The sequence below is a fragment of the Paraburkholderia edwinii genome (assembly GCF_019428685.1).
GTDB lineage: Bacteria > Pseudomonadota > Gammaproteobacteria > Burkholderiales > Burkholderiaceae > Paraburkholderia > Paraburkholderia edwinii.
The window spans coordinates 1,681,618-1,702,984 of the sequence record NZ_CP080095.1 but is presented as its reverse complement, the minus strand read 5'-3'; the positions used below and the strand labels follow the sequence as shown (position 1 = coordinate 1,702,984).

The following is a 21,367-nucleotide window of genomic DNA, read 5'->3' as shown; positions in this document are numbered from 1 at the left end:
CGACATGCGTCAGATCATCCTCGATACCGAAACAACCGGCCTCAATGCGAAGAGCGGCGACCGCATCATCGAAATCGGCTGCGTCGAGCTGCTGAACCGGCGGCTCACCGGCAACAATCTGCACTTCTACGTCAACCCTGAGCGCGATAGCGATCCGGGCGCGCTCGCGGTGCACGGCCTCACGACCGAGTTTTTGAGCGACAAGCCGAAGTTCGCGGAAGTGGCCGATGCGATCGTCGACTTCGTCAAAGGCGCCGAGCTCATCATTCACAACGCGCCGTTCGACATCGCGTTTCTCGATGCCGAGTTTTCGCTGCTCGGACTGCCGGGCTTCTGCGATCACTGCGGCACCGGCATCATCGATACGCTCGTGCAGGCGAAGACGATGTTCCCCGGCAAGCGCAACTCGCTCGACGCGTTATGCGACCGCTTCGGCATCAGCAATGCGCACCGCACGCTGCACGGCGCCCTGCTCGACTCGGAATTGCTCGCCGAGGTGTATCTCGCGATGACGCGCGGCCAGGAAAGCCTCGTCATCGACATGATCGGCGATACGGCGGCAGCCGGCGCGGCGCTGACGACCGGCGTCGTGCTCGAGGCGCTCGAGTTGCCGGTGCTCGCGGCCACCGACGACGAACTGGCCGCGCACGAAGCGGTACTGAACGATCTCGACAAAGCAATGAAGGGTGTGAGCGTCTGGCGCATCGAACCCGCGCCGCCCGCGGACGCCGCTGTTGCCGCGCATGCGGACGCGCAGAGCGCTTAAAAAACCCTTTACGGAGCCATGAAGCTCTGACATAATGCACAGCTCTTCGGGTGGTTAGCTCAGCGGTAGAGCACTGCCTTCACACGGCAGGGGTCAGGGATTCGATCTCCTTACCACCCACCAGTTTCGTAGGCCCGCCCAGCAAGGCGGTGTCCCGTTGGAAAGTTGACACATAGCCTGTCCCGTGCTAGTGTGGAAACTCCAACGGGACAACTACGGGACACTTCAACATGGCTACCATCGCAGAGCGTAGCGACCACGAGGGCAAACCTACGTGGCAGGCCAAGATTCGCAAGGTCGGATTTCCGGCCCAATCACGCACCTTCCCCACCAAGAAAGAAGCCGAGCAATGGGCGCACGCCGTCGAAGAAGCGATGCGCAAGGGCAACTTCCGCTCGACCAAGCTCGCCGCCGCCGTCACGATGAAGGAACTGTTCGAGACGTACCGCGACAAGGTGTCGCCCAATAAGCAAGGCGGTGACATCGAGTCCATACGGCTCAACGTCCTGATCGAATCCGAACTGGCAAAGTACAGCCCGATCAACCTCACGAAGTCGGTGATCGCGCATTGGCGTGACCAGCGGCTCAAAGAGGTCTCAGGCTCGACGGTGAATCGCGAACTGAACCTGATCGGCCATGTGATCGAGAAGGGCCGCGCCGAGTGGGGCATCGAGTTGATCGAGAACCCGGTGCACGCCATTGAGCGACCCAAGAGCGCACCTCACCGCGAGCGGCGACTGCGGCCCGGTGAGGAGGAGCGGCTGATGCAATCGGCCAAGCAAACGCGTGGCGGGTACATGAGGCAAATCATCATCCTCGCCCTTGAGACCGCGATGCGGCAGGCCGAGCTAGTGAATCTGAAATGGGAATACGTTGACATCAAGAGACGGCGAATCCAACTCGTCATGTCAAAGGACTACCACATCAAGAACGGACAGAACCGGGTGATCCCGCTGTCCAACGTCGCGTGTCAGGTGCTTGCGGACCTAGGCGCAGAGAATCACGTCAAGGGCCGGGTGTTCCCCGAACTCACTACCGAGGCAGTGAAGCGTGCGTTCATCCGTACGACCGAACGCGCCGCCATCGAAGACCTGCACTTCCACGACCTGCGGCATGAGGCCACGTCGCGGCTGTTCGAAAAGGGACTGACCATCGCCGAGGTGAAATCGATCACCGGGCACAGGACTCTTTCCTCTCTCGAACGGTACGTACACGTCAGCGCCGCCGAGAAACTGGCTGCGAAGCTTAATTAAGCCCTACAGCGGGCTTGCGTAGATTGGGCATAGGGTTGTGTACCCTGCCGTCTACTGTCCCGCTGTAGGCTCTGTATTCGCGTCGCAGAGGCATTGGCCCGATGACCATAGCCAATCGGTCAGGTAGGCCATTGCTTCGCCGTTGTCATTGCGTACGTCGATACCGACCATCCCGAGAATCATGATGCTGGCGTGCACGCACTCGTGCACCAGTGTCGATGGCTTGCGGTCGAACACTCCGACCACGAAGTTGCCGTAGCCGTCGTGACCACACATCCCCGCCGCCCCGACCGGTGCCTCCGTATCACGGAGCACGCCATAGGTCTTAGGTTTATCGGTGAACGTCACCTTCACACCGTACGGCGGAACTGTGATCGTTCGCTTCATTTGGACCCCTCGCTGTAGAAAGCGCGGAGGCCGGTTAGCTGATCGTTGCAGTTGTCGAGCGCGGTCTGGTAGTCATGGATCGACTGCACCAATCCGCCCAGCGTGTGCTCACTTGGTTGGCCCGGTTCCTTGCACGTCTGAAGCAGCGCTTGCGGCGGCTGCATTGGGACGGTTGCCGAACAGGCTGTTAAACACGTCGTCAGGCACAGGAGTGCGAGTCCAATCAGGGTTCGCGGCGAGCGCATTGTCCACCTTCTTCTGGTTCGTGGCCGCACGAGCTTGCGTTGCGGCTTGGGCCGTCTTGAACGCGTCGAGTGCTGCCTGTGATGCCGCGAGCGAAGCCGACAGTGAGACGACCTTTTCTTCGGCCTTGTCTGCTCGCTCGTGCTCGATGTACACCGCGAAGCCGAGGCCCACTACAACGAGCAGGCCCAACAGCGCGGCGATGATGCGTTCTAGAATCTGCGTCGGGGTCATCGGGTGCATACCTCGTATTCGGCCTGCCGTCGCTTGACGAGGCCATTCATCTTCACGGCCTTGCCCTTCACCTTCGCGTACACCCACTTCTTCAGTTCCTCACACGCGCCGCGATGATCGCCCGCGTTGAACTTCTGACGTAGTGTCGAGCCAGCCAGCGCGCCACGCCCCACGTTGAACGTGAAGTCAGTGAGTGCGGCTAGTTCGTTGGCGTTGATCGGGCCGGTAGTGAGAGCGAGCACCGCATCCATCGCGGCGCGCTCGTCGGCGTTGAGAAGCTGCGTGCATTGCTCGGTCGTGTAGACCTGCCCTACCCGCACGTCCGGTCCGGTGTGGCCGGTGCATGCGGTAGCGATTCCAACCGGGTCACGATAGGCGACCTGCTTGGTGCCCTCGAAGCCGATGGTGAAGGGGATGACGACCGCCAGCGCCGCAGCGATGATGCGCGGGCTGACACGAGCCATTACGCGCCTCCACCCTCGTCGCCGATCACTGCGTCGCACGCAGCAGCGCATGCGTTGAAGAAGTTGCGAAGATCAGTCGCGGGTTGCAGGTCCGTCGAGCCGTTGGCCTTGGCAAGCTCGATGTGCGAGATTGCGCGAGCCGCGTCGATACGAAGGTCGAAGCCGCGCACAACACGGCGCAGGTCGGGAAGCGACACAAAGTCCATAGTTACCTCTTGTAGCGATTCATTAGGGAACCTCCGCGAGGAGGCGTGGTGATGGGTCGTCCAAGCGGGTTCTTACGCCACGCTTCGAACTCCTCTGCTCGTTGCTTCTCGACTGCCTTCTGCTGGTCGATGCCGAGTTGAGCCACCCAATACGCGACAGCACCGGCGAGCGCGTCGAGGCGGTCGTCATGGACGAGGGCCTTCTTGTCGCGGGTGATGTATTCGATCTGGTGGAACAGGCTGTACGTCGGTCGCTTCTCAAGCGAGTACGCCGCAAGCGACGCGTCCTCTTTACGAGCGATGGCATCGTTGAAGATCAGCGAGCCGCGTGCGATGACTGGCTCAAGCGTGTCGATGATGCGAAGCTCTTTCTGCCCGGTCTCGTACACTTCTTCGAGCGCACACCCGGTCGGTCCGTCGCCGTTGTTCACGGCCACGTACTCGCCGCGCAGGATCGGTAACCACGTTTGCAAGTACGCACCGAAGCCGAAGTTCTTCTCGATGCGGATGCGGTTGACCTTCCAATCTCGTGCGATGTTCGCGAGCTTCTTGAAGCCATCGACTGAGTACCCGCCCGGCACGCCGCCGACATCGAGCACCCAAATGTTCCCGTTGAGGAAGCCCACGACTGCGTAGCCGGTCTCGTCGCCGTTCTTGCCGCCGCCCGCAGGGTCAACGTGCATGACGATGCCCTGCATTCGCACGCGTTCGTCACCGAGCGTGGACGGTACGTTCATCGTGTACGTCGTGCCGTTGATGCTGTACTCGATGCACTCGTGTTCGAGCAGGCCCGGCTGTACCGTCATCGGATACAATTCGCCGACGATACGAACCGCCATGATCTTGCGCAGCTTCAGCGGGAAGCGATCCGCGTCCGAGAGCTTCGTGTTGAGCATGTGCTGCAACTGGAAGTAGCTCGGGCCTTGGTCAACTTCCTTCTTGCACAGGTACTCCTCGTTACCCGCAGGCAATTCGGTGTCAGTCGGTGCGCCTTGATCACCCAACGGCCCCCACTTCGGAAGCGTGAGCGACGGGTCCAACTCCATGTCTCGCACGAGCATCGGCGCGAGCATCGTGCCGTAGTTCTTGCGTTGCTCAGTAGTCGGATAGCGACCCGTCCAGATACGGACTGCGTAGCCGCGACCGGGTAGCGTGTTGTAGATCGAGTTGATCGACTGCGGTGTACCGAGGTAGATGATTCGCCCGGTTTGGCAGATAGACGGGAAGTCGCGAGTCAGATTAAGGAGCACCTGACGTTGATGTTCGGTCAGAGCATTCTTTTGCGACTCGATGTCGTCTGCGATCAACAGACCCGCACGCTTACCTTGCAAGTTGCCGGTGATACCAACGCAAGCCACCGATGGCGACTTGGCGATACCCTTCAGCGAGTGGTGCACATCGAATGCCTCGACCGAGGTGCGGTCGCCTGCGTTGCGATCAGGGCGAAGACATTCAAGCACGTCCATCGTCATGATCAGACGGACGATAAGCGTTGAGATTTCGTTAGCCTGCGTTCCGCCTGCCGAGAGAATCAGCACGACCTCACGCGGGTCGTGGATCAGACACCAGACAGCGTAGGCTGCGGTGATAGTGGTCTTTGCCTGCCCGCGTTGCGCCTGAATCATCAGGTAGTGCGGGCCATGTTCAAGGAACTCTGCGATGTCCTTTTGGATGCGAGTAGTGCTGAAGCCGAGTTCCGTCATCACGTCTTCGAGGAAAGGCTCGAACGTGGGGTACGCCTTCTGCACTAACTCCAACATTTCCCATCGCAAGAGTGCCTGTTCGGGACTCTCGCGTTGAGACATTACATAGCGCTCCTCTCGATGCCTTCAAGAATCTCGTCGAGGTCAGTCTCGGCAGGCAGCGCATTACGCTTGGTCAGTGGCACTACCTTGCCACTTCGAGACGCGATCTTCTCGTCGAGCTTCTTCTTGAGGTCCTTGAGGTGCGAGTTGTCCTCGATTGCTGCGGTGATGTGGTTATCCTTCAAGAACTTGATCGCCGCGCCGATGTCGGCAGCGGACGCCTCGTTCTCATTAATGCGTCGGGTGAGTTCCTTGGCTACAACGCCGTGCAACTCACTCAGAGCCTCCTGTGTTGCTTTCGACATTGCTGGTCCTCTTGAATAGCTTCTTGACCGTGGCCCACACCTTCGGCGCGAGCACGATGCACTGACCGACCAGATACGCGACCGTAAGGGCTGTGATGATCTGCTCCCCGGTCAAGTGACCAATCGTGAAACCGGCGACGCACTTCCCACCGGTCTTAAAGAGTTCGGTGATGTCACCGGCTTCCATACGTTCTCCTAATTCATTTAGGCGCAGAAGGCCACTCGAATGAGTTTGGGAATCCATCCTGCTGCGGTACGTCTCGAAGCGCTTGGCGGTATGTCCGCGCTGCGCGCTCTGCGTCGGCGTCCTGCTTGTCAATCGCTCTCTCTACGAGAGCGTCGGCGGCGATCAGGCGACGGTTGCGCTCTGCGCGCTTGTAGTCGCCGTCCTTCCACTCCCGAACCTTTGGATGGTTGTCAGCCCACTTCTGGTTCAAGAACTCGTCGGTCGGTCGCGGAATCGTCGGATGCGTCCATTGCCACAGGCGCGCATGCGCCGATTGGTTCACACCGTCTTCATACGTGACGACGATCAGATAGTCCTTACCGGGAACCGCGTCGGGGTACTCCATCTGGAGCATCGCGAGCAGTTCGTCATTCGTCATGATTGGCGTATCCATTAATGCTCCTGTTAGGGTGTGCGCAACCATACGACGCGAAGCCAGATTGCATTGGCTGTAGACGACCCACCGAGTGACCTACCGCCCTGCACTACCCACGGGTTGCCACCATCCACCGTACCGTTAGACAACGGTCCGATTTCAGAGACGCCGACTGCATGAGGAATCTGTACGTTAGTTGGGGACTTCTGAGCTAGTGCTTGCCATACCGACCCGCCCACGTAGATTCCGCTAACAACGTCGCCATTCGCTGCCAAATAGGCTGCACCATTACCTGAGTACACGACACCCGTAGCCAGCAAGTTGCCTTGCGCCGTGATGCTGCCATTAGCTGCAACGCTGGCGCAGGTCAGTGAACCACGAAATGTTCCCGCGCCACTTGAGTCATTCACATAGAAATTCCACGCCGTACTGGCCGAGTTCAAGAACCCAAGACCTAGCGTCGGATCACTTGCTAGATAGCTTCTGCCGCTAATCCTCAAGCCACCAGAGATGGCGGCTTGCCCGTTTACCGTCAAGCTGGTGACGGTCATCGACGTTCCGGCAACAGCGCCCGTAAATGTGCCTCCCGCTTTCGGCATTGCCGCATTAGCGGTTGCGTTTGCTGCGTTAGCGGTCGTTACCGCAGAACTCGCGTTAGAGTTAGCGGTGTTGATCTGAGTCTGGAATCCATTAGCCGTGGTCAGCGCCGTATCGGCCTTAGTGCTCGCTGCGTTGGCTGTAGCCACTGCCGCCGTCGAGTTATCGAGCGCGGTCTGAGCCTTGCCGTCGATACCGTTAGCCGTATCCGACGCCTCGTTGGCCGTGGTTACTGCTTCTTCCGAATTGTCGAGTGCTTGCTGCGCCTTGCCGTCGATACCGGTAGCGATGCCGTGTGCGTCGTTCGCAGTTGCTACTGCGGTGTCGGCCTTCGTGTTCGCTTGTCCCGCAGTCGTATTCGCGCTGTTGGCCGTCGAGACCGCTGTCGCCGAATCCGCAATCGCGGTGTTCGCTTTGTTCAATGCCTCGACTGAGCGATTGATAGCGTCGGTGCTAGACGTGTTGATCGTATCGAAACGATCCACCATTTCAGCCGCAGCGAAGATCGCCTGATCGTTGCTCTTGTCGAGGTTGGCCTCGTCCATCACAGCGCCTTCGCTGTAATCGACTAGAGGCTTGTCCTTCGGTGTATCCCGATAGACGATTACAAACTGTCCTTCGGGGATCACATCGGAGGTCGTTACTTGATTGGGTCCAACAAAGGTGAGGGTCTGGTCGAACTGTTGAGCGCTGATCGGGTCGTACCGATACGCCTTAACGTGCGACTGGTCGATGTAGCCCCCTGCGAAGTTGAACTCGAAGGGACCGTTCGTACCCGCGCCCGGAAACTCCTGCATGGAGTTCCGCACGCCGCCCTCGCCCGCAGAATTAATCCACGGGCCGAGTTCGTTTGCAGCCATTGAAAGCTCCTTGGTTGTGTCGTGAAGGAACCTGTTTCGCGGGAAGCCCGACAGGCGGGCCTCCTACGAATCAGTGGCGAGAGGAGTTGCTGATGTACGTGCCGACGATGGAGTTCGACAGCGGGGCGATGCGCAGGATGTTGCGGAAGTCAGTACCGTGGTTGGTGCTCTGTCCGGTCACGAGCGAGCCGACCGAATGCGCGGCCTTGCCGACGTTACCGAGGTAGCCCATCGACGCGACCGGCGAGCCACTGGTCTGCTGGTAGGAGTTGCCACCGAACACCAGTTCACCGAGGTTGATCGCGTCAGGTAACACGCCGCTCATGTTCATCAGCGTGAAGACGCCCGCAGCAAGCTTGAACCCGCCCGTGTTGTCCTTGATGTACTTCGCCTTCTCCGCGTCCGTCTTGCCCAGCGTGTTGAGTTGCAGCCGAGAGTAGTACAGCATCGCGGCCCACGTCGTACCGAACGCGAATGCAGCCATCGAATTCGTGTCGCCGATGGACACGTTGCGGGCAAGCTGCTTCTCTGTGGACACGATGCCGTAGCGACGGAACTGACCGAACAGCGCACCGGCCTTCGACTCCGACAGCCACATCGGGGCCTCGCCAACCATCGCACGTTGGAACGTTTGGAACGTCCCTCGGTGCATCGCCTCGACCAGCATGTCTGCCGCCTCTTGGTCGTCCCACTTGTCCCAATTGATACGCCCACCGCGCTCGCGGCCTGCGTCGAACTGGTCCAGCTGCCCCTTGATGCGGGCGAGCATTCCGCTGTCGAGGCCAACATCGGCCAAGCGACGCGTAGTCATGCCACCGGCCTCGCCGTTGATCGTGCGCAGCATGTCCTCCGCGAACACGGGCAGGAAGCCCCGATGCAGCATCTTGCCAATCAGGTTCGAACCGTTGAGGTACGACGTGAGTTGCGCGGCGCGCTGCGAGACCCGGTTGAGGTTCGAGCCTTCGCCGATCATCACCCGACCTTCAGCGTGCATGTCAGGCGTCAAGCTATGCAACCGGTAGTCCTGTCCCAGCAGTGACGGTGCATCAATCGCCATCTGCTTCAGGAACTCGCTGTCCTTGCTGAACGCATTGCCCATCGCACGGAAGAACCCGGTCATGCCGCTCGCGGCCACCACATTCGACGCATCAGCCAGCACGGACAATCCGAGCTTGCCCATCGTCGCCGCGTACGTGAAGTTGCGCAGCGTGGCGAAGCCTGCTCGCTCCGAATTGCGAAGCTGCCCCATGCCGAACGCACGGAAGCCGAAGTCGAGCGCTTGCAGTTCTTCAGGGGTCGCGCCGTCCTTACGTGCTGCCTCGATTGCGCCGTCCTTGTCGGCGATGTCGATGTAGCCCTTGCGAGCCAGCGCGTTCAGACCAGCGAACCTGTGAGCACCCTGCGTGACCATGCGCTCGCCGTTGTAGTCCATGAAGTCGAGCAGCGACACGCCGTTTACTTCACGCGTCAGGTCAAGCTCAGTGCGCGAGCGATCCTTGCGGATGTCTGCAAGCTGCTCCTTGAACTGCTGCAACAACGTCGGGTCGATTACCTGCCCGTCGAAGTTCTCCTTCAGCAGGTCGCCGGCGATGGTCTCGAACGCATTGTCGAAGTGCTCGATGCGCGACTGCGGGTCGGCCATCAACATCGAGACCTTGTTGTCCACGAGGTCCGCGACCTTCGCCTTCAGCTTGTTACGCAGTGCGTCCACCTCGGCAGGCGTGGCCTGCGGGTTCTTCTTCAGCAGGTCAGTCACAGCCGGATCGACGACGCGCTCCGTGTACTGCTGCGTCAGGTTCTCATGGAACGCGGCAAAGCGCGGCTGGTCGCCGCCGTAGGCGCGAGAGATAGTCTCCCAATCCCACGCGTACGGCATGAAGCCTACGAAGCCGCCGCCACGTACCGCCTCGGCGTACGGGTTGCCTGCGAGCTTGCCGTCCGAGGTCACGTTGTCGTAGAAGTCGTCGAGTGCCTTCGCCATCGCTTGAATGTGCGCGGGCGCGGTCGATTGGAACTTCACACCGGCCTCGTTCGCTGCGCGATGCGCCAACCTCTCGACTGCCACCTCGCGATGTACGCGGTCCTCTGCGGCCTTGCCGAAGCCGAGCATGTACTGCAACTTCTCTGCCGCCGTAAAGCCCTTGGTCAGGTTCTCTTGAATCGTCGGGAGTGCAGCGTGCTTGTAGCCCGCTTGCATCATTTCGTACTGCAAGGCCACCGTCGATTCTCGCTTACCGATCCCGGTGCCGTCCTCGAACAGGTGCGCACCGATGAAGCGTGCGACCTTCGATGCCGAGCGCTGCACGATAAGACCCGGCGAGTCGATCCAAGTCGATACCTTGTCAGCGCCCAGCTTCACGCGCTGCTCGTTGTACCAGTTAGACAGTCGCTCGCGTTGCAGCTTGCTCTCGGGCGTCGGGGTGTCATCCCACGCACGCGCTGCATCCGTAACGTCCTGTGCGGCCTTCGACAGACGAAGCTGTACCGGGCCTGCGTTGCTCGGGTACATCGGCTTCACGTTGCGCGAGTAGCGATTCGTGATGTCGAGGTGGTCGTTCGAGAACAGGACGAAGTTGTGGTTCACGACTTCGCTGCTACGCGAGCGGCCCGTCGCGTACTTCACGCCGGGGATGCCTACCGCGTTCAGTGCGTCCGACGCGGACTGCTGACTTCCGAGCTTCTTCGTCAAGCGGTCGTACGCGTCACCACCTGTGCCTGACAGGTCGCGCACACCAGCGCGTTGCAGCGCCTCGTGTAGCTGCGGCTGCTCCGATACCGGTCGATCCCACGCAAGCATCTGTTCCGGGTCCGCGAGCATCTTCAATTGATACAGCCCACCCTCGTTACCGTCGAGTCCGCGTCGTGCTGATTCCTTGTTGCGGTAGTCGATGGCCGTGCCCTTCTCGGTCGTGACATAGTGACCGAAACCGAACGCGGCGTTACCCTCACCGGTCCCCGCGTACGCGAGGTCGAGCTTATCGATACCAGCCACAGGGGAACCGTGCCATACGTACGGGAGCGTCAGGTCCGAAGACAGGCGACCCTCGCGCTGCACGTTCTTCAGCGAACCCTTGATGTACTGGATCACATCGTTCGTGGTGAGCGACATGCGACGGAAGGCCGGGATGTTCTCGCGCAGCCAGTTCTTCACGTTGCTGACGATGCTCTGCACGACACCGAGTGTCGGGTGCTTCTCGACGAGATAACCCAGCGTCTCCTCGCCGCGCAGGTACGCAGGCGTATCAGCCGGGATGCGTGCCTTAGCTTCAAGGACCTTCGGGTCCGTCGATGTATCGAGAGATTCAAGCAGGGTGTTATACCGCTCCGTGCCAACCGATCGTTCGAGGCCGTAGTGGACGCCTACCTCGTGCATCAGCAAGCCCTGTGGGTCCGCTGCTTCCTCCGGTGTGAGTCGATCACGGAAGACGTACACGCGGTCGTCCTGCGGGCTGTAGAACGCCTTCGCGTCCTCCGGGATATCAGTCCCGTACTTGGCTTGGAATGCCGACACACGCTTCAGGTCGTCAGCGGAGCGCAACTCCATGACCACGCCGCTGTCGTGCAGGGCTTGGTATCGTGCATCAGGAAGGGTTGGCTCGGGAGCATAGCCAAGTGATTCAGCGATGGACGCACGATTCGCACGCGGTGCGAAGTCAGGCTCGTTCGTGGCGTTCACATGCCGCGCCGTCCTGTAGTCCGACATCGACGTGCTCAGTCCATTGTCGAATTCATTCAGCGGATTCGTGAGGTTCTGCCGACCCTTATTCCAGTCGTTGTCGAGACCGCGCTTCATCGTCTCCTGTAAGTTCTCACCTACGCCAGCCATCACCGGGTCGTGGTAAGCCGATGCCGCATGCCCTAACGCACCGAGCGCTGCACCTTGGATGCCCTGCGAGAGAATGTCCGACCAGCCGAGCGTTTGATTCTGCGCGCCGCCGACGAATGCGCCGACTGCGACGTTACCAACTGCACCGCCCGCCGCGCCACTGACAGCACGCGACAGTGCTGTCGTCGTGAATCCAGCCCTCGCCGCCGACGCTGCCCAGCCCGCGCCCATCGTCGCGATTACGGCCACGGGGTCGGCCATGCCTCCGAGCAATTGCGACGCACCGTTACCCATCGCTTGCAGTCCGCTCGTGTTGGCTGCGCGTTGAAAGAAGTCGGCACGCTCTTGCGCGAGTTCCATGCGACGGTTGAAGTCGTCGGTGTTGATCGCACCCGACACGTAGTCGGACAGTTCCTTGTTCTGCAACACGCCGTTCTGCGTCATCTGATCGAACAGTTCCGGCGTGATCTTGAAGTTCGGGTCGGCTTCGCCACGCTGCGTGATGTCCACGAGCGCACCTGTGACCGTACCGTTCACCAGCGCATCGACGAACGACTCACCCATACCTGCCCAGCGCGTCTGTGCTGCGAGTTCCTGCCCCGCTTGCAACGCTGCTGCCTGCTCGATCACCGGGCCTTGATTCCACACCGCATCGATTGCCGACGTGTCATCGACATTCATTGCAGGCTCACCCGACGCGTTAGGATTGCTGCGGTACGCGTTCGCACGAGCCATCGACTTACTGAACGCGGGCAGCTTCGCCGACGCGATGTAGGCAGCAAGCTCGGGGTTGTTGCCGGTGAGCGCCGAGTAGAACTCCGCGTTGTACACCGCACCGTTGCCCTCTTGCTTCGAGATAGCTGTCGCGAGCTTCGCGAGGGTTCCGGGGTCCTGCATGTTCAACGTGTCCGTCGCGCCAACGCCTAGCGAGTTAGCAACATTCGCTGCGTAAGCGTTCGTATCGTTCTCGTTCGGCGGTGCCCAGCGACCGACGATCCCTTCGACCGTATTCAAGCCGTGCTTCGTGCTGTAGGCCACTAGGTTCTTGATCAAGGCCGAGCCACCCGCAACCGGAGTCGGGTACGAACCAAACCCACCTTCTCCTTCCTCCTCGCCGTCAAAGCCTGCGCCGTAGACGAGGTTGCCGGGGTTGTTATTGCGGACGCCAATAGGTGCTGTCATAAACACTCCTAAGTAGAGAGTACGCATTGCACGGCGGGCTGGTTGAACCCGCCGCACACTGCACACTCGGTTAGAACTGGCCTACGCCTCCCGATGGGAAGGGGCCATCCGAAATCGGCTCGTCGCCGGTCGGCTTGTGTGTTGCATTAAGCCGTTCTTGGTACTTGTCACGTACCTGCTCGGGACGGATCAAGACCGGATACACCTGACCGTTCTTCGAGTTCTGGTAGTACACGGTCACGATGCCGTGCGCCAGTTGCTCGCCGCCGACTGCTTGGAAGTCGTTCGGACGGAAGTTGTCGATGTCTGCCTTCACGTACAGCGGCTCGCCCGCGTGGGCGTCGTTGAGCTTCGACACGCCCGCCGTCACCGCGTCTTTCAGGTTGCCCCGTGCGACCTCCTTAACCGACCACTGGTAGTCGTCGTTGGCTTGATTCACGCCGCCCTTGCTGATCGCCTGCACGCCTTGGAACAAGGACTGCGCGCCGGGAACGTACGGGTTGTGCTTGACAATCGTGCCGTCGATGAAGTCGGTGTTGTTCAGGTTGCCGTAGACCTGCTGGTACGCGAACTGCGCAGCCTGCTCGTCCGACATCGAAGGGAACGCCTTCTTCGTCGTGGCGATGTACGGCGCGAGGTCAGTAGCGATGCCTGCCTTCGTAGCGTCGTTCAGGTCGTATGAGGTCAACGAACCCGGCCCGCCGAAAATCGGCAGCATGCGCTTGAAGAAGCCGGGGTCTTGACTGCCTACGTACGACGCGGCTGCATCACGGTCGGCCTTCGTCGTCACTGCACCGCTGCCGTTCTTCAACCACGAGCGCGTGGTCTCAAGCTGCTTCGGGTCGTTGATGTCCACGCCGCTACCGATGAACGCCGCGACTCGCTTCGCGTTCTCTGTGCCGATGTAGTTCGACAAGGCTCCCGGCCCGCCGCCCGGTACGGTCAGCAACTTCTGCATAACCTGCAACGACTGCTGCGCACGCGGTGTGATCGTGCCGCCCGTGACGAACAGTGCTTCCGAGTCCTGACGCAGTTGTGATTCGAGCGATGCCGGGCGCAGCTTCTTCTCGTCGCTCACGAGCGCGAGCTTGCTAACACCGTTGTCGAGCGATTGCGGGTTATCCTGTGAATCGCCTTGCGTGTTCTGCCAGAACTCCTCGACTGCAAGCTGCGCATTCTGCTCGGTCACGTTCGACGGCATGATCGCCGCCGAGCCACCATTGAGTGCGGCCAACGCTGTCGTACGCTGAAGCTGATCATCCGCCAGCCCCGCCTGCGCCTTTGCAATGGTCGTGTTGACCTTGTTGCGGCCCATGTAGAACTGCTTCAGCATCAGGTCGCGCCCGTGGTTGTCGATGACATCCGTGGACGCGCCGCTGCGCGCCTTCCAGTCCGCGTTAATACCGTCGATGGTCTTGTTGAGCGACGCCTCATCACCGGGGAACGTACCTTGAATCAGCGACATCGAGAGCTTGGTCTGGTCGCCGCCGATGTCGGAGAGTGCAGGAGCCTTCTTCAGTGCCTTCTGCGTCCACAGTTCCTCCTCGTTCTCAAGCTGCACACGAGCATCCATCGGAATCGCATTCCACAGGTCGCCTTTGCTCTTGAGCGCGTTGTACGCTTCGAAATTACCGTTGCTCAGGTTGGCGCGAGCCGCCGAGGCCATGTACTTACCGTACGCCTCGTCGGTCATCCCGTATGGGCGAAGCAGGGAGTCCGTGAACTTGTCCGTTTCCATTTGCCGCGTCTGCTCGGCCTGCTCCGACGACACTGCGTAGCCAGTCGCCTGATGCAGCGAGGACTGCAACAGCTTGCCCGAGGCCACCGTGTTGTTCACGAACTTCTGGCCCATGTCGTCCTGCTGCCACGCGATATGCTGCTTCATGTGCGTGTCGAGCATCGTGCCCCACTGCTCCGCGAGCTTGGACTGCACGAGGCCATCGACGAGCGGATCGCCGGTGTTTCCGATGCGCGTCGCCTGATCCACGAGGTACTTGCGCACCGTGTCAGGGTCTCGCTGCCGCAGACTCGGCATGTTCTCCATGAACTCGTTCTGCGCCTGTGTCAGCGCAGTCATGGCAGTCATCGCCTGTGCGCCCCGCACCGTCGCGGACGGTCCGAAGATTTTCGTGTACCACGGCTGCTCGCTCTCGACCTGCTGCAACGTGCGGCCTTGCACGACCTGCGACATACCGTCGAAGTACAGGCGCTTCTGCTCGGCTGCAATGTACGGTTGCAGCATGCCCTGCGTCAACTTGTTCAGTGCGTTCAGCGACGCAACTGAGTTAGCGGCTGCGCCACCAAACTCGCCGCCCGGTGCAATAGAGGCCTGCCCCGGAGCGACCTGACCGCTACCTCCACCTTGAATCGTGATCTGCGGCCCGCTCGGTGTCGGTGTCGGCTGCTGCACGACGACGCTTCCGTTACCGTTGAGCGCAAATGAATCAGGCCCGTAGCCTGCCATAGTGCCTCCTTACTTCAGTTGGAAGTCGGCGATGCTGCTGCTCGACCCTGTGGAGAAGAACCCGTTCGTGTCGCCGCCGAGGTTGGACGAGAACCCGTACGTATTGCTACCCACTCCGTAATCGTTAGCCGTCGCACCGGGATACTGGAAGGTGTTCGGCCCGAACATGACGCCACCCGACGAGTAGTTCGGAGTGTTGCCAATCGTGTTGCTGTTGATGTCGTTACTCGGCTTCGCGTTGGATGAGAGATTCAACTGGCCCATTGCACCGTTCGCCGCACCAAGCAACGCCTGCGCCATGATGCTCATACCGAACTGCGATGCACGCAGCGGTGACTGAACAAGCGGAGCGACGTTCGTGTTGTAGTCGATAGGAGCGAAGGTCTGACCTTCATCGAGCGATGCGACCGCGCTGCGCAGAAGACCTGCACGTTGCGCGAGCATGTCGTACGTCTGATACGCGACTCGCTGATCGGCCTGCGTCTGTGCGCGTGCAGCCGTCAGTTGCATCGTCTTTTGGAGCATGCTCGCAGTCGTACCACCGACACCCGCCGCAGCCGCAGCGGCGCGAACCGCGCCAAGCTGCTCTGCGCTGCGCAACTGCGCATCGAGACTTCCCTGCGCAGCCGCGTCAGTCAGACGGGCGATGTTGGTCGTGATTGCGTCAGCTTGTGAGGCAGCAGCGTCCAGCTTGTCGTTGTTGCGCAAGCTGCGCGTCAGATTCGACAACGATGCCTGCGCGGCGGCGAATCCGTTGTTAGCCTTCCGCATCAGGTTCGCCGAATCGGCGTTCGCGTTGTTGATCAAGTTCTGCGAATCTGTGTTCGCATCGTCGATCATCTTCTGCGCGTCGCCTGCGGCCTTATTGACGTACGCTGTGCCCCACGTATTCATGAAACCGGCGATAGCACCGGCAAATGCTGCCCAACCCATAGGGCACCTCCTTACACACGTCGAGAGTTAAGGAACAACTGCCCGACCCACTCGATTGCCGTCAGAGACATGGGAAGCCATGTCCTCGACACGAATCGCATCGTGTGCTCGGTGTTCGCCCGACCAGCGGGAACTTGCAGCGCCGTTGTTGTAATCGGCTGCATGCCGACCCGGTTGTTGCTGATGCCGACCCGACGACCATTGAAGCGATAGACGTTCGTGCTGCCGGTCGCAGTGTTCAAGTACGCATCGAGGCCACCAGTGTTATTCACCGAGACCGTGTAGCGACCGACCACGAGACGACCATTGACGATCACCTTGTCGTTCTGGTCCCGCACGAATGGCGGCGTAGGCTCGACCGATGATTCGAACTCGATCCCGACCCACGCCGCTGCCTGCTCGTCCGTGTTGAGGCGAGCCATGAAGTCGCTGAAGCGTGTCGTCCTATCGCCCAACCACGCACGATCCACAGTGTTCGCGATGGCTACTGCACCGTCGCTCACCGTCGCCGTGTTCGAGCCAGTCATGAAGCCCCCACCAGCCGAGTAAGAACTCGCCGGGCGTTGGGCGTCGAGGTACGGGTTCACCGACAAGTCTGAGTCCATCACGAACTGCTCACACGCGACCCATGTGTGCGTGCCGTCGTGCCGCAGCAAGTACACGAAGATCGAGGCTTCGTACGTCGTGAGGCCGATGATCTGGCCGACGTTCGTGGACCACAACCATCGCGACCACGAATCGAATGCGCGTGACTGCGTGCCGGGCTGATCGATAAAGCTGTAGACGTACACACCGTTGTCGTAACCGTCAGTCCGCACGAGCAAGCATGACGGCGCGGACAGTACCGCGAATTCAGTCGGTCGGCCCTTGATGTACCGGCTCAACTGCTGCGACACGTTGAACGTCTCGGGCGTGTCTTGGAACAGGCCGAGTTGGAACTGGTTGATGTGGCCCGCGTATGGCGACGGTCCAGTCTGGTTCCGTGCATCCTCGTACTTTCCGTAGTAGAGCAGGTTGCCTACCACGACCGGCTGCGCGTACATCGCGTCCTGCTCGTTCGCGGTGACGGATACGTTGGTCCCCTTCGGCGTCAGCACCACACGTCCGCTAACGGTGTACTGCTTCCGTTGGCCGAACATGAACAGGTCCTTGTTATAGGTGACGCACTTGCTGATGATGTCGTCCTCAGCACCGAGGGCGTATTCCTCAATCGGGTCATCGTCCTGCACCGTCAGCATCGACTTGCGGAAGAAGTTGAAGTAGTCGCCGACGCGTGACATGAAGATCACGCCGTTCGACACGACCACCAAGCGGTCCATGAATACAGTCAACAACGTGACACGCTTGCCGAAGAAGTAAGGCACTGCGCCGGTCGCCTTCAGGTCACCGCACACGCTCGCGGAGAAACCCGGAGCGGTAGTGCCTGCCATCGTGTTGAGTTCTGCCGCGTTGTTCGCGAGATAGAACTTCGTGCCGTCCGTGGACACCGCGCCGATGGCAAACACCTGACCGGGCGTGACTACCTGTGCCGCGCCCTCTGTCCATGTGACTGTCTGGTAATCAGCGAGCGCGGCGTTATCGCCTACAGCGGTCATGTAGTACGGGTCAGCCACACCCTTCGGCTGCACCTTCACCACCTTGCCGGGGAAGTGCACCGCCGAGAGCTTGCTCACGTCATCGACGACGTTGAAGCATGCGCGGAATAACGTACCGTCACCGCTGTCGTCCGCAGATACCGCACTGACGCCCGCCAACACAACCGTGCCGCCAAGCGCGAACATGGAAGTGAATCCGGCTGCTGCAAGTTGCGACGCCAGATTTGCAGCGATGGTCTCAGGCTGTACGGACTTCGCCGCGTCGCCGATCCATTTGTTGACCGCAGAGTTATAGGCGTTCACGCGGTCGTTGACTTGCTTCTGATAATCCCTGTTCGTCGAGCCATCAGGCAGCGTAAGCGGAATATCGCTTGTGTCGAGCAGGTTCGGATAGCTCTGCGTCATCGTCGTGTACGAGGCAGTGACTACCGCGCCGTTGTCGGCACGCGTGATCTTCAGTTTGAACGTGCGCGAGTATGCACCGCCACGAACCTCGGCGACCGCACGGGTACCTGTGGCTGCGTACTTGTCATTGACCGAGTAGCCGGGGCCGATGCGATTCGATGCGAGCACGAGGTACTTGCCGACCGTGGTCACGGCACTCACGCCACCGAACACCCAATCCGACAAGCCCGCCGACAGGTTGCCCAATTGCACGTCGAGGAACTTGCCGGTCGTCTTGTTGAGCACGAAGCAGAACGGGAGCGTATCGCTGCTCGACCGTTCCTCGCTCATGTAGATCAGGCTGTACTCGGTGCCGTTGATGAAGAAGCTGTACTCGCGGTAGTTCCGTGCGTACGCTTGCTGGTCTGCCGTCAGTGGGCCGAGGTTGAGATTCTTCTCGTCCATCGTGATCGAGCCGTGCCTACGCACCAACCCGTTCACCGGGTCCGAGACCATGTTGATTTGTTCGTAATGCTGACCGGGATGCCGGTCTTGAGGAACTTGCTCGCTGACGCCTCGCGTGATACTGGCGTAGCTTCCTGTTACCTTCCCCATCGCGCCTCCTTAGTAGCGCGTGTACCGCGACATCGGGCGGATTTGGCGCAGGGTCTTCATGACGGACGGGTTGTTCAGCATGTTCGACTTCATCTGCCGGATGTGCTCCGCACGAAGGGTCGTGAACACTTGCTGATATGCACCGCCGAGCTTGTTGTACTTCTCCGCGTCGCCGTCGTAGTCGTTCTGGAAGTCGAGCACCGTGCGCGCTGCGATCATGTGATTCGCGAGCATCGGCAGGTCATCGAATGGAAGCTCGCGCACGAGCGACACCGAGACGGGTGCGGTGAATTCATACGAGGACCGGAAGCGGTCGTACAGGCGTCTGCCTCGGATCACCAACGCGTTACCGTCGTCGTCGGGGTTCACGTTGATGGCGTCCGCAGGGACGTAGATGAACTTCGTGTTCGGGTCGGGAGTGAGCGTGATGTAGTCGGTGTTGAACCACCAACCCTTCGCTTGCTCCTGAGTATTCGTCGTCTTCATCTTCAGCAGTGCCGCTGCGACGAAGGGGTGATCGGAGTCGATGGAGTTCAACGGCGTTTCGCCCATCGAGGCCAAGCACTGATTCACGACATCGAGTTGCGTAAGGCGCATTGATGCCTCCTTAAAGCGAAAAAGCCCCGACACCTTGTGGGCATCGGGGCTTGGGCGATTAAGCGGACTTAATCAGACCGGCGAAGGCCGGGTTGTTAGGCGTAACACCGAACGACAGGTACGCGTCGATGAACCACGACTTCGATTGCGGCTCCCAAAACACGTCGGTCGTGAGCGGGATCGTTTCACCGGCGAGCAGTGCACGCGGCGAGAACGCCACGGCAATCGTCTTGGTGAAGTCGCCGTCGTAGGCGTTGCCGTTACCGTCGTTCGACAGGTAGTGGCCGACCACGTTGGTGCTCGGAAGGTTGTTGCTGCGGACGATACGAACGCCATACGCTTCGATTTCCTTCGTCTTGATCGTCGTACCATCCGACGTGACGAACGAACGATCCACGAGGCGGTCGTTCTTCAGAAGCGTGTAGTACACCCACGGCTTCGCGACGATGATCAGGTCATCGCCGATGGGGTCCACGTCCTTGTCTTCCATGTCCGAGAACAGGTTGCCGAACATGTCTTCGAGCGCAGCCGGGTCCTTCTCTTGACCCACGGTATCGAAGGACTTCACCGTGCCCGGTTGCCAGCCGCTCGGATAGCCGGTCATGTCGCTGATCTGCGCAGCCTTGATCGCTTGGATCAGGAACGACTGGTCGTAGAACTTGGAAATCTTCTTCCCGTGTTCGTTGCCGACTTCAGCACGAGCGTCGTAGCTGTTCTGGAAGTCGTCGATCATCGGCGTCACGTTGCGGGCGATCACGACGGTATCGACCGTCAGCTTGTTCTTCGACGCCTGCACAACCGTACCGTCAGGCGAGACGCCCGGCGTCAGCTTTTGCAGCGTTGCTTCGCCGACGCGGAAGCCGGTGATCGTGGACGTGCCGCGAACCGGGCGAACGGGGATATAGCCGTTCATCACCGACTTGCGGGCAATCGTGCCCTCGACCATGCCGGTGTACTGCTCGATGTGCAGCGCCATCGGGTTCGTTGCTGCCGGGGCGCTACCGATCTGCTTGTTGTCACCGACCTGAAGGTTTGCACCCGGTCGGTTCAGTGCGGAAACTGCCAAGCCCATGAGGACTCCTTATCGCAATGCGCGTGTCATTTCTCGCCACGCTTAGGTCTCTAGGAATGACACCGATGTTCTGTGTGTCGTGAAGGAACCTGAATTGAAATTCCGGCCCTGAAATGCAAAAGGGCCAGCCGGATTGCTCCGAACTGGCCCTCTGTGGTGGTAGCTGTGGCTACTGCTTAGCCGCGATACGCGGTGCGCCGTTGAACGAGTTGCTTGTACTCGGGCGTGTTCTCGAATTCCACACCCAACGTCGCACGGAGCTTCTGCGATTCCTGCGCGAACTGGCGGGGCGACAGCGGCGTATTCACCGACGATCCCGCGCCACGGCCCGCGTCAGGCTTTACAGCGCTCTGCGTCGGCGAGTACGTCGTACCCGGTGCGCCGCGATACAGGCCCACTAGATACGCCGCCACCGCCTCGGCGACTACGCCGCCCTGCGCGAGTGCCGAGTTCACGGCTTCCTTCTCGGCAGGCTCCGCGTTCTGTGACGCCCAGCCGAGCACATCGGCCCATTCCTGTTCGCCGCCCGCCGCACTGACGCAAATGTTCTGGATCGCCAGCGTCTTCTGCGCCTCGGTCTCCGTATGGGCCTTGTAGCCTTCCTCGGCAAGCGCGATGTACGCTTCCCAGCCCTGCACGCCCTTCTCTGCGAACAGCGCCTTCACCGGGCCGAAGTTGCCCTTGCTCGCCTCCAACATCGCCGGGTGCTCGGGCGACAGGCCGTGCTTGCCTGCGAAGCCGAGCGCGAGGTCGAGGTTCGAGTTACCGGTCGGCTGATACGACACCACCTCGCCGAACGTACCGGCCTCTGTCTTGGCCTCGGGCGTTACCGGGGTCGTAGAGGCCGCAGGGGCGGCTGCGGCGGCTGCGGGAGTACCAACGGCTGTCGCCACCGTTCCAGCCGCCTGTGCGGGCTGTGCTGCGGCTGCTGCCGCGTTACCTTGGGCTGCTGCGGTTGCGTTAGCTTCGGTCGTCAT

General features: G+C 60.5%; 19 protein-coding genes and 1 tRNA gene. 3 read left to right on the top strand and 17 right to left on the bottom strand.

Annotation, left to right across the window (positions count from 1 at the left end; genetic code table 11):
- Nucleotides 1-4: 4 nt before the first annotated feature.
- From dnaQ to KZJ38_RS07605, 3 genes are all read left to right on the top strand, one after another.
- The gene (gene dnaQ, locus KZJ38_RS07615) at nt 5-766 is read left to right on the top strand and encodes a DNA polymerase III subunit epsilon (RefSeq protein ID WP_219799489.1); all 762 of its coding nucleotides are present in this window, start codon (nt 5-7) and stop codon (nt 764-766) included.
- 48 nt (nt 767-814) lie between these two features.
- Nucleotides 815-889: transfer RNA gene (locus tag KZJ38_RS07610), tRNA-Val, on the top strand.
- 107 nt (nt 890-996) lie between these two features.
- A complete protein-coding gene (locus KZJ38_RS07605; RefSeq protein ID WP_219799488.1) occupies nt 997-2,019 on the top strand; it encodes a site-specific integrase in 1,023 nt (340 codons plus the stop codon).
- A gap of 51 nt (nt 2,020-2,070) precedes the next feature.
- Here the strand turns inward: KZJ38_RS07605 and KZJ38_RS07600 are convergent, their stop codons facing one another.
- From KZJ38_RS07600 to KZJ38_RS07525, 17 genes are all read right to left on the bottom strand, one after another.
- Complete coding sequence (locus KZJ38_RS07600) at nt 2,071-2,406, bottom strand: hypothetical protein (protein WP_219799487.1); 336 nt, start codon at nt 2,404-2,406, stop codon at nt 2,071-2,073.
- On the bottom strand, nt 2,403-2,570 hold the full coding sequence (lysC, locus tag KZJ38_RS37090; RefSeq protein ID WP_425518334.1) for an Rz1-like lysis system protein LysC: 168 nt from the start codon (nt 2,568-2,570) through the stop codon (nt 2,403-2,405). The genes KZJ38_RS07600 and lysC overlap by 4 nt, the downstream gene beginning before the upstream one ends.
- Nucleotides 2,515-2,883 (bottom strand): hypothetical protein, encoded by a 369-nt coding sequence (locus tag KZJ38_RS07595; RefSeq protein ID WP_219799486.1) that lies wholly within the window; start codon nt 2,881-2,883, stop codon nt 2,515-2,517. Before KZJ38_RS07595 ends, lysC begins: the two co-directional genes overlap by 56 nt.
- Nucleotides 2,880-3,347 (bottom strand): lysozyme, encoded by a 468-nt coding sequence (locus KZJ38_RS07590; protein ID WP_219799485.1) that lies wholly within the window; start codon nt 3,345-3,347, stop codon nt 2,880-2,882. The genes KZJ38_RS07595 and KZJ38_RS07590 overlap by 4 nt, the downstream gene beginning before the upstream one ends.
- Nucleotides 3,347-3,553, bottom strand: coding sequence for a hypothetical protein (locus tag KZJ38_RS07585; protein ID WP_219799484.1), 207 nt, complete (start codon nt 3,551-3,553; stop codon nt 3,347-3,349). The genes KZJ38_RS07590 and KZJ38_RS07585 overlap by 1 nt, the downstream gene beginning before the upstream one ends.
- A 2-nt stretch (nt 3,554-3,555) precedes the next feature.
- Complete coding sequence (terL, locus tag KZJ38_RS07580; protein WP_219799483.1) at nt 3,556-5,358, bottom strand: phage terminase large subunit; 1,803 nt, start codon at nt 5,356-5,358, stop codon at nt 3,556-3,558.
- Nucleotides 5,358-5,663: a hypothetical protein gene (locus tag KZJ38_RS07575; RefSeq protein ID WP_219799482.1), complete on the bottom strand. Its 306-nt coding sequence runs from the start codon at nt 5,661-5,663 to the stop codon at nt 5,358-5,360. Before KZJ38_RS07575 ends, terL begins: the two co-directional genes overlap by 1 nt.
- The gene (locus tag KZJ38_RS07570; RefSeq protein ID WP_219799481.1) at nt 5,632-5,850 is read right to left on the bottom strand and encodes a hypothetical protein; all 219 of its coding nucleotides are present in this window, start codon (nt 5,848-5,850) and stop codon (nt 5,632-5,634) included. Before KZJ38_RS07570 ends, KZJ38_RS07575 begins: the two co-directional genes overlap by 32 nt.
- 13 nt (nt 5,851-5,863) lie before the next feature.
- Nucleotides 5,864-6,283, bottom strand: a complete 420-nt coding sequence (locus KZJ38_RS07565; protein ID WP_246641682.1) for an XkdW family protein — start codon at nt 6,281-6,283, stop codon at nt 5,864-5,866.
- Between the two features lie 11 nt (nt 6,284-6,294).
- The gene (locus tag KZJ38_RS07560; RefSeq protein ID WP_219799480.1) at nt 6,295-7,722 is read right to left on the bottom strand and encodes a phage tail fiber domain-containing protein; all 1,428 of its coding nucleotides are present in this window, start codon (nt 7,720-7,722) and stop codon (nt 6,295-6,297) included.
- 70 nt (nt 7,723-7,792) lie between these two features.
- On the bottom strand, nt 7,793-12,757 hold the full coding sequence (locus KZJ38_RS07555) for a hypothetical protein (protein ID WP_219799479.1): 4,965 nt from the start codon (nt 12,755-12,757) through the stop codon (nt 7,793-7,795).
- Nucleotides 12,758-12,800: 43 nt separating this feature from the next.
- Nucleotides 12,801-15,194 (bottom strand): hypothetical protein, encoded by a 2,394-nt coding sequence (locus KZJ38_RS07550; protein ID WP_219799478.1) that lies wholly within the window; start codon nt 15,192-15,194, stop codon nt 12,801-12,803.
- A gap of 9 nt (nt 15,195-15,203) precedes the next feature.
- Nucleotides 15,204-16,127 (bottom strand): virion core protein, T7 gp14 family, encoded by a 924-nt coding sequence (locus tag KZJ38_RS07545; RefSeq protein WP_219799477.1) that lies wholly within the window; start codon nt 16,125-16,127, stop codon nt 15,204-15,206.
- An 11-nt stretch (nt 16,128-16,138) separates the two neighbouring features.
- Nucleotides 16,139-18,721, bottom strand: coding sequence for a phage nozzle protein (locus tag KZJ38_RS07540; protein ID WP_219799476.1), 2,583 nt, complete (start codon nt 18,719-18,721; stop codon nt 16,139-16,141).
- A 9-nt stretch (nt 18,722-18,730) separates the two neighbouring features.
- Nucleotides 18,731-19,318 (bottom strand): phage tail protein, encoded by a 588-nt coding sequence (locus KZJ38_RS07535; protein WP_219799475.1) that lies wholly within the window; start codon nt 19,316-19,318, stop codon nt 18,731-18,733.
- A gap of 58 nt (nt 19,319-19,376) precedes the next feature.
- Complete coding sequence (locus KZJ38_RS07530) at nt 19,377-20,390, bottom strand: major capsid protein (protein ID WP_219799474.1); 1,014 nt, start codon at nt 20,388-20,390, stop codon at nt 19,377-19,379.
- A 176-nt stretch (nt 20,391-20,566) separates the two neighbouring features.
- Entirely contained in the window at nt 20,567-21,367 is an 801-nt protein-coding gene (locus KZJ38_RS07525) for a hypothetical protein (protein WP_219799473.1), read from the bottom strand.

Excerpts from the sequence above, each read along its gene's own strand:
- dnaQ (WP_219799489.1), top strand. The coding sequence starts at position 5 with ATGCGTCAGATCATCCTCGATACCGAAACAACCGGCCTCAATGCGAAG.
- KZJ38_RS07605 (WP_219799488.1), top strand. The coding sequence starts at position 997 with ATGGCTACCATCGCAGAGCGTAGCGACCACGAGGGCAAACCTACGTGG.
- KZJ38_RS07600 (WP_219799487.1), bottom strand. The coding sequence starts at position 2,406 with ATGAAGCGAACGATCACAGTTCCGCCGTACGGTGTGAAGGTGACGTTC.
- lysC (WP_425518334.1), bottom strand. The coding sequence starts at position 2,570 with ATGCAGCCGCCGCAAGCGCTGCTTCAGACGTGCAAGGAACCGGGCCAA.
- KZJ38_RS07595 (WP_219799486.1), bottom strand. The coding sequence starts at position 2,883 with ATGACCCCGACGCAGATTCTAGAACGCATCATCGCCGCGCTGTTGGGC.
- KZJ38_RS07590 (WP_219799485.1), bottom strand. The coding sequence starts at position 3,347 with ATGGCTCGTGTCAGCCCGCGCATCATCGCTGCGGCGCTGGCGGTCGTC.
- KZJ38_RS07585 (WP_219799484.1), bottom strand. The coding sequence starts at position 3,553 with ATGGACTTTGTGTCGCTTCCCGACCTGCGCCGTGTTGTGCGCGGCTTC.
- terL (WP_219799483.1), bottom strand. The coding sequence starts at position 5,358 with ATGTCTCAACGCGAGAGTCCCGAACAGGCACTCTTGCGATGGGAAATG.
- KZJ38_RS07575 (WP_219799482.1), bottom strand. The coding sequence starts at position 5,663 with ATGTCGAAAGCAACACAGGAGGCTCTGAGTGAGTTGCACGGCGTTGTA.
- KZJ38_RS07570 (WP_219799481.1), bottom strand. The coding sequence starts at position 5,850 with ATGGAAGCCGGTGACATCACCGAACTCTTTAAGACCGGTGGGAAGTGC.
- KZJ38_RS07565 (WP_246641682.1), bottom strand. The coding sequence starts at position 6,283 with ATGGATACGCCAATCATGACGAATGACGAACTGCTCGCGATGCTCCAG.
- KZJ38_RS07560 (WP_219799480.1), bottom strand. The coding sequence starts at position 7,722 with ATGGCTGCAAACGAACTCGGCCCGTGGATTAATTCTGCGGGCGAGGGC.
- KZJ38_RS07555 (WP_219799479.1), bottom strand. The coding sequence starts at position 12,757 with ATGCGTACTCTCTACTTAGGAGTGTTTATGACAGCACCTATTGGCGTC.
- KZJ38_RS07550 (WP_219799478.1), bottom strand. The coding sequence starts at position 15,194 with ATGGCAGGCTACGGGCCTGATTCATTTGCGCTCAACGGTAACGGAAGC.
- KZJ38_RS07545 (WP_219799477.1), bottom strand. The coding sequence starts at position 16,127 with ATGGGTTGGGCAGCATTTGCCGGTGCTATCGCCGGTTTCATGAATACG.
- KZJ38_RS07540 (WP_219799476.1), bottom strand. The coding sequence starts at position 18,721 with ATGGGGAAGGTAACAGGAAGCTACGCCAGTATCACGCGAGGCGTCAGC.
- KZJ38_RS07535 (WP_219799475.1), bottom strand. The coding sequence starts at position 19,318 with ATGCGCCTTACGCAACTCGATGTCGTGAATCAGTGCTTGGCCTCGATG.
- KZJ38_RS07530 (WP_219799474.1), bottom strand. The coding sequence starts at position 20,390 with ATGGGCTTGGCAGTTTCCGCACTGAACCGACCGGGTGCAAACCTTCAG.
- KZJ38_RS07525 (WP_219799473.1), bottom strand. The coding sequence starts at position 21,367 with ATGACGACCGAAGCTAACGCAACCGCAGCAGCCCAAGGTAACGCGGCA.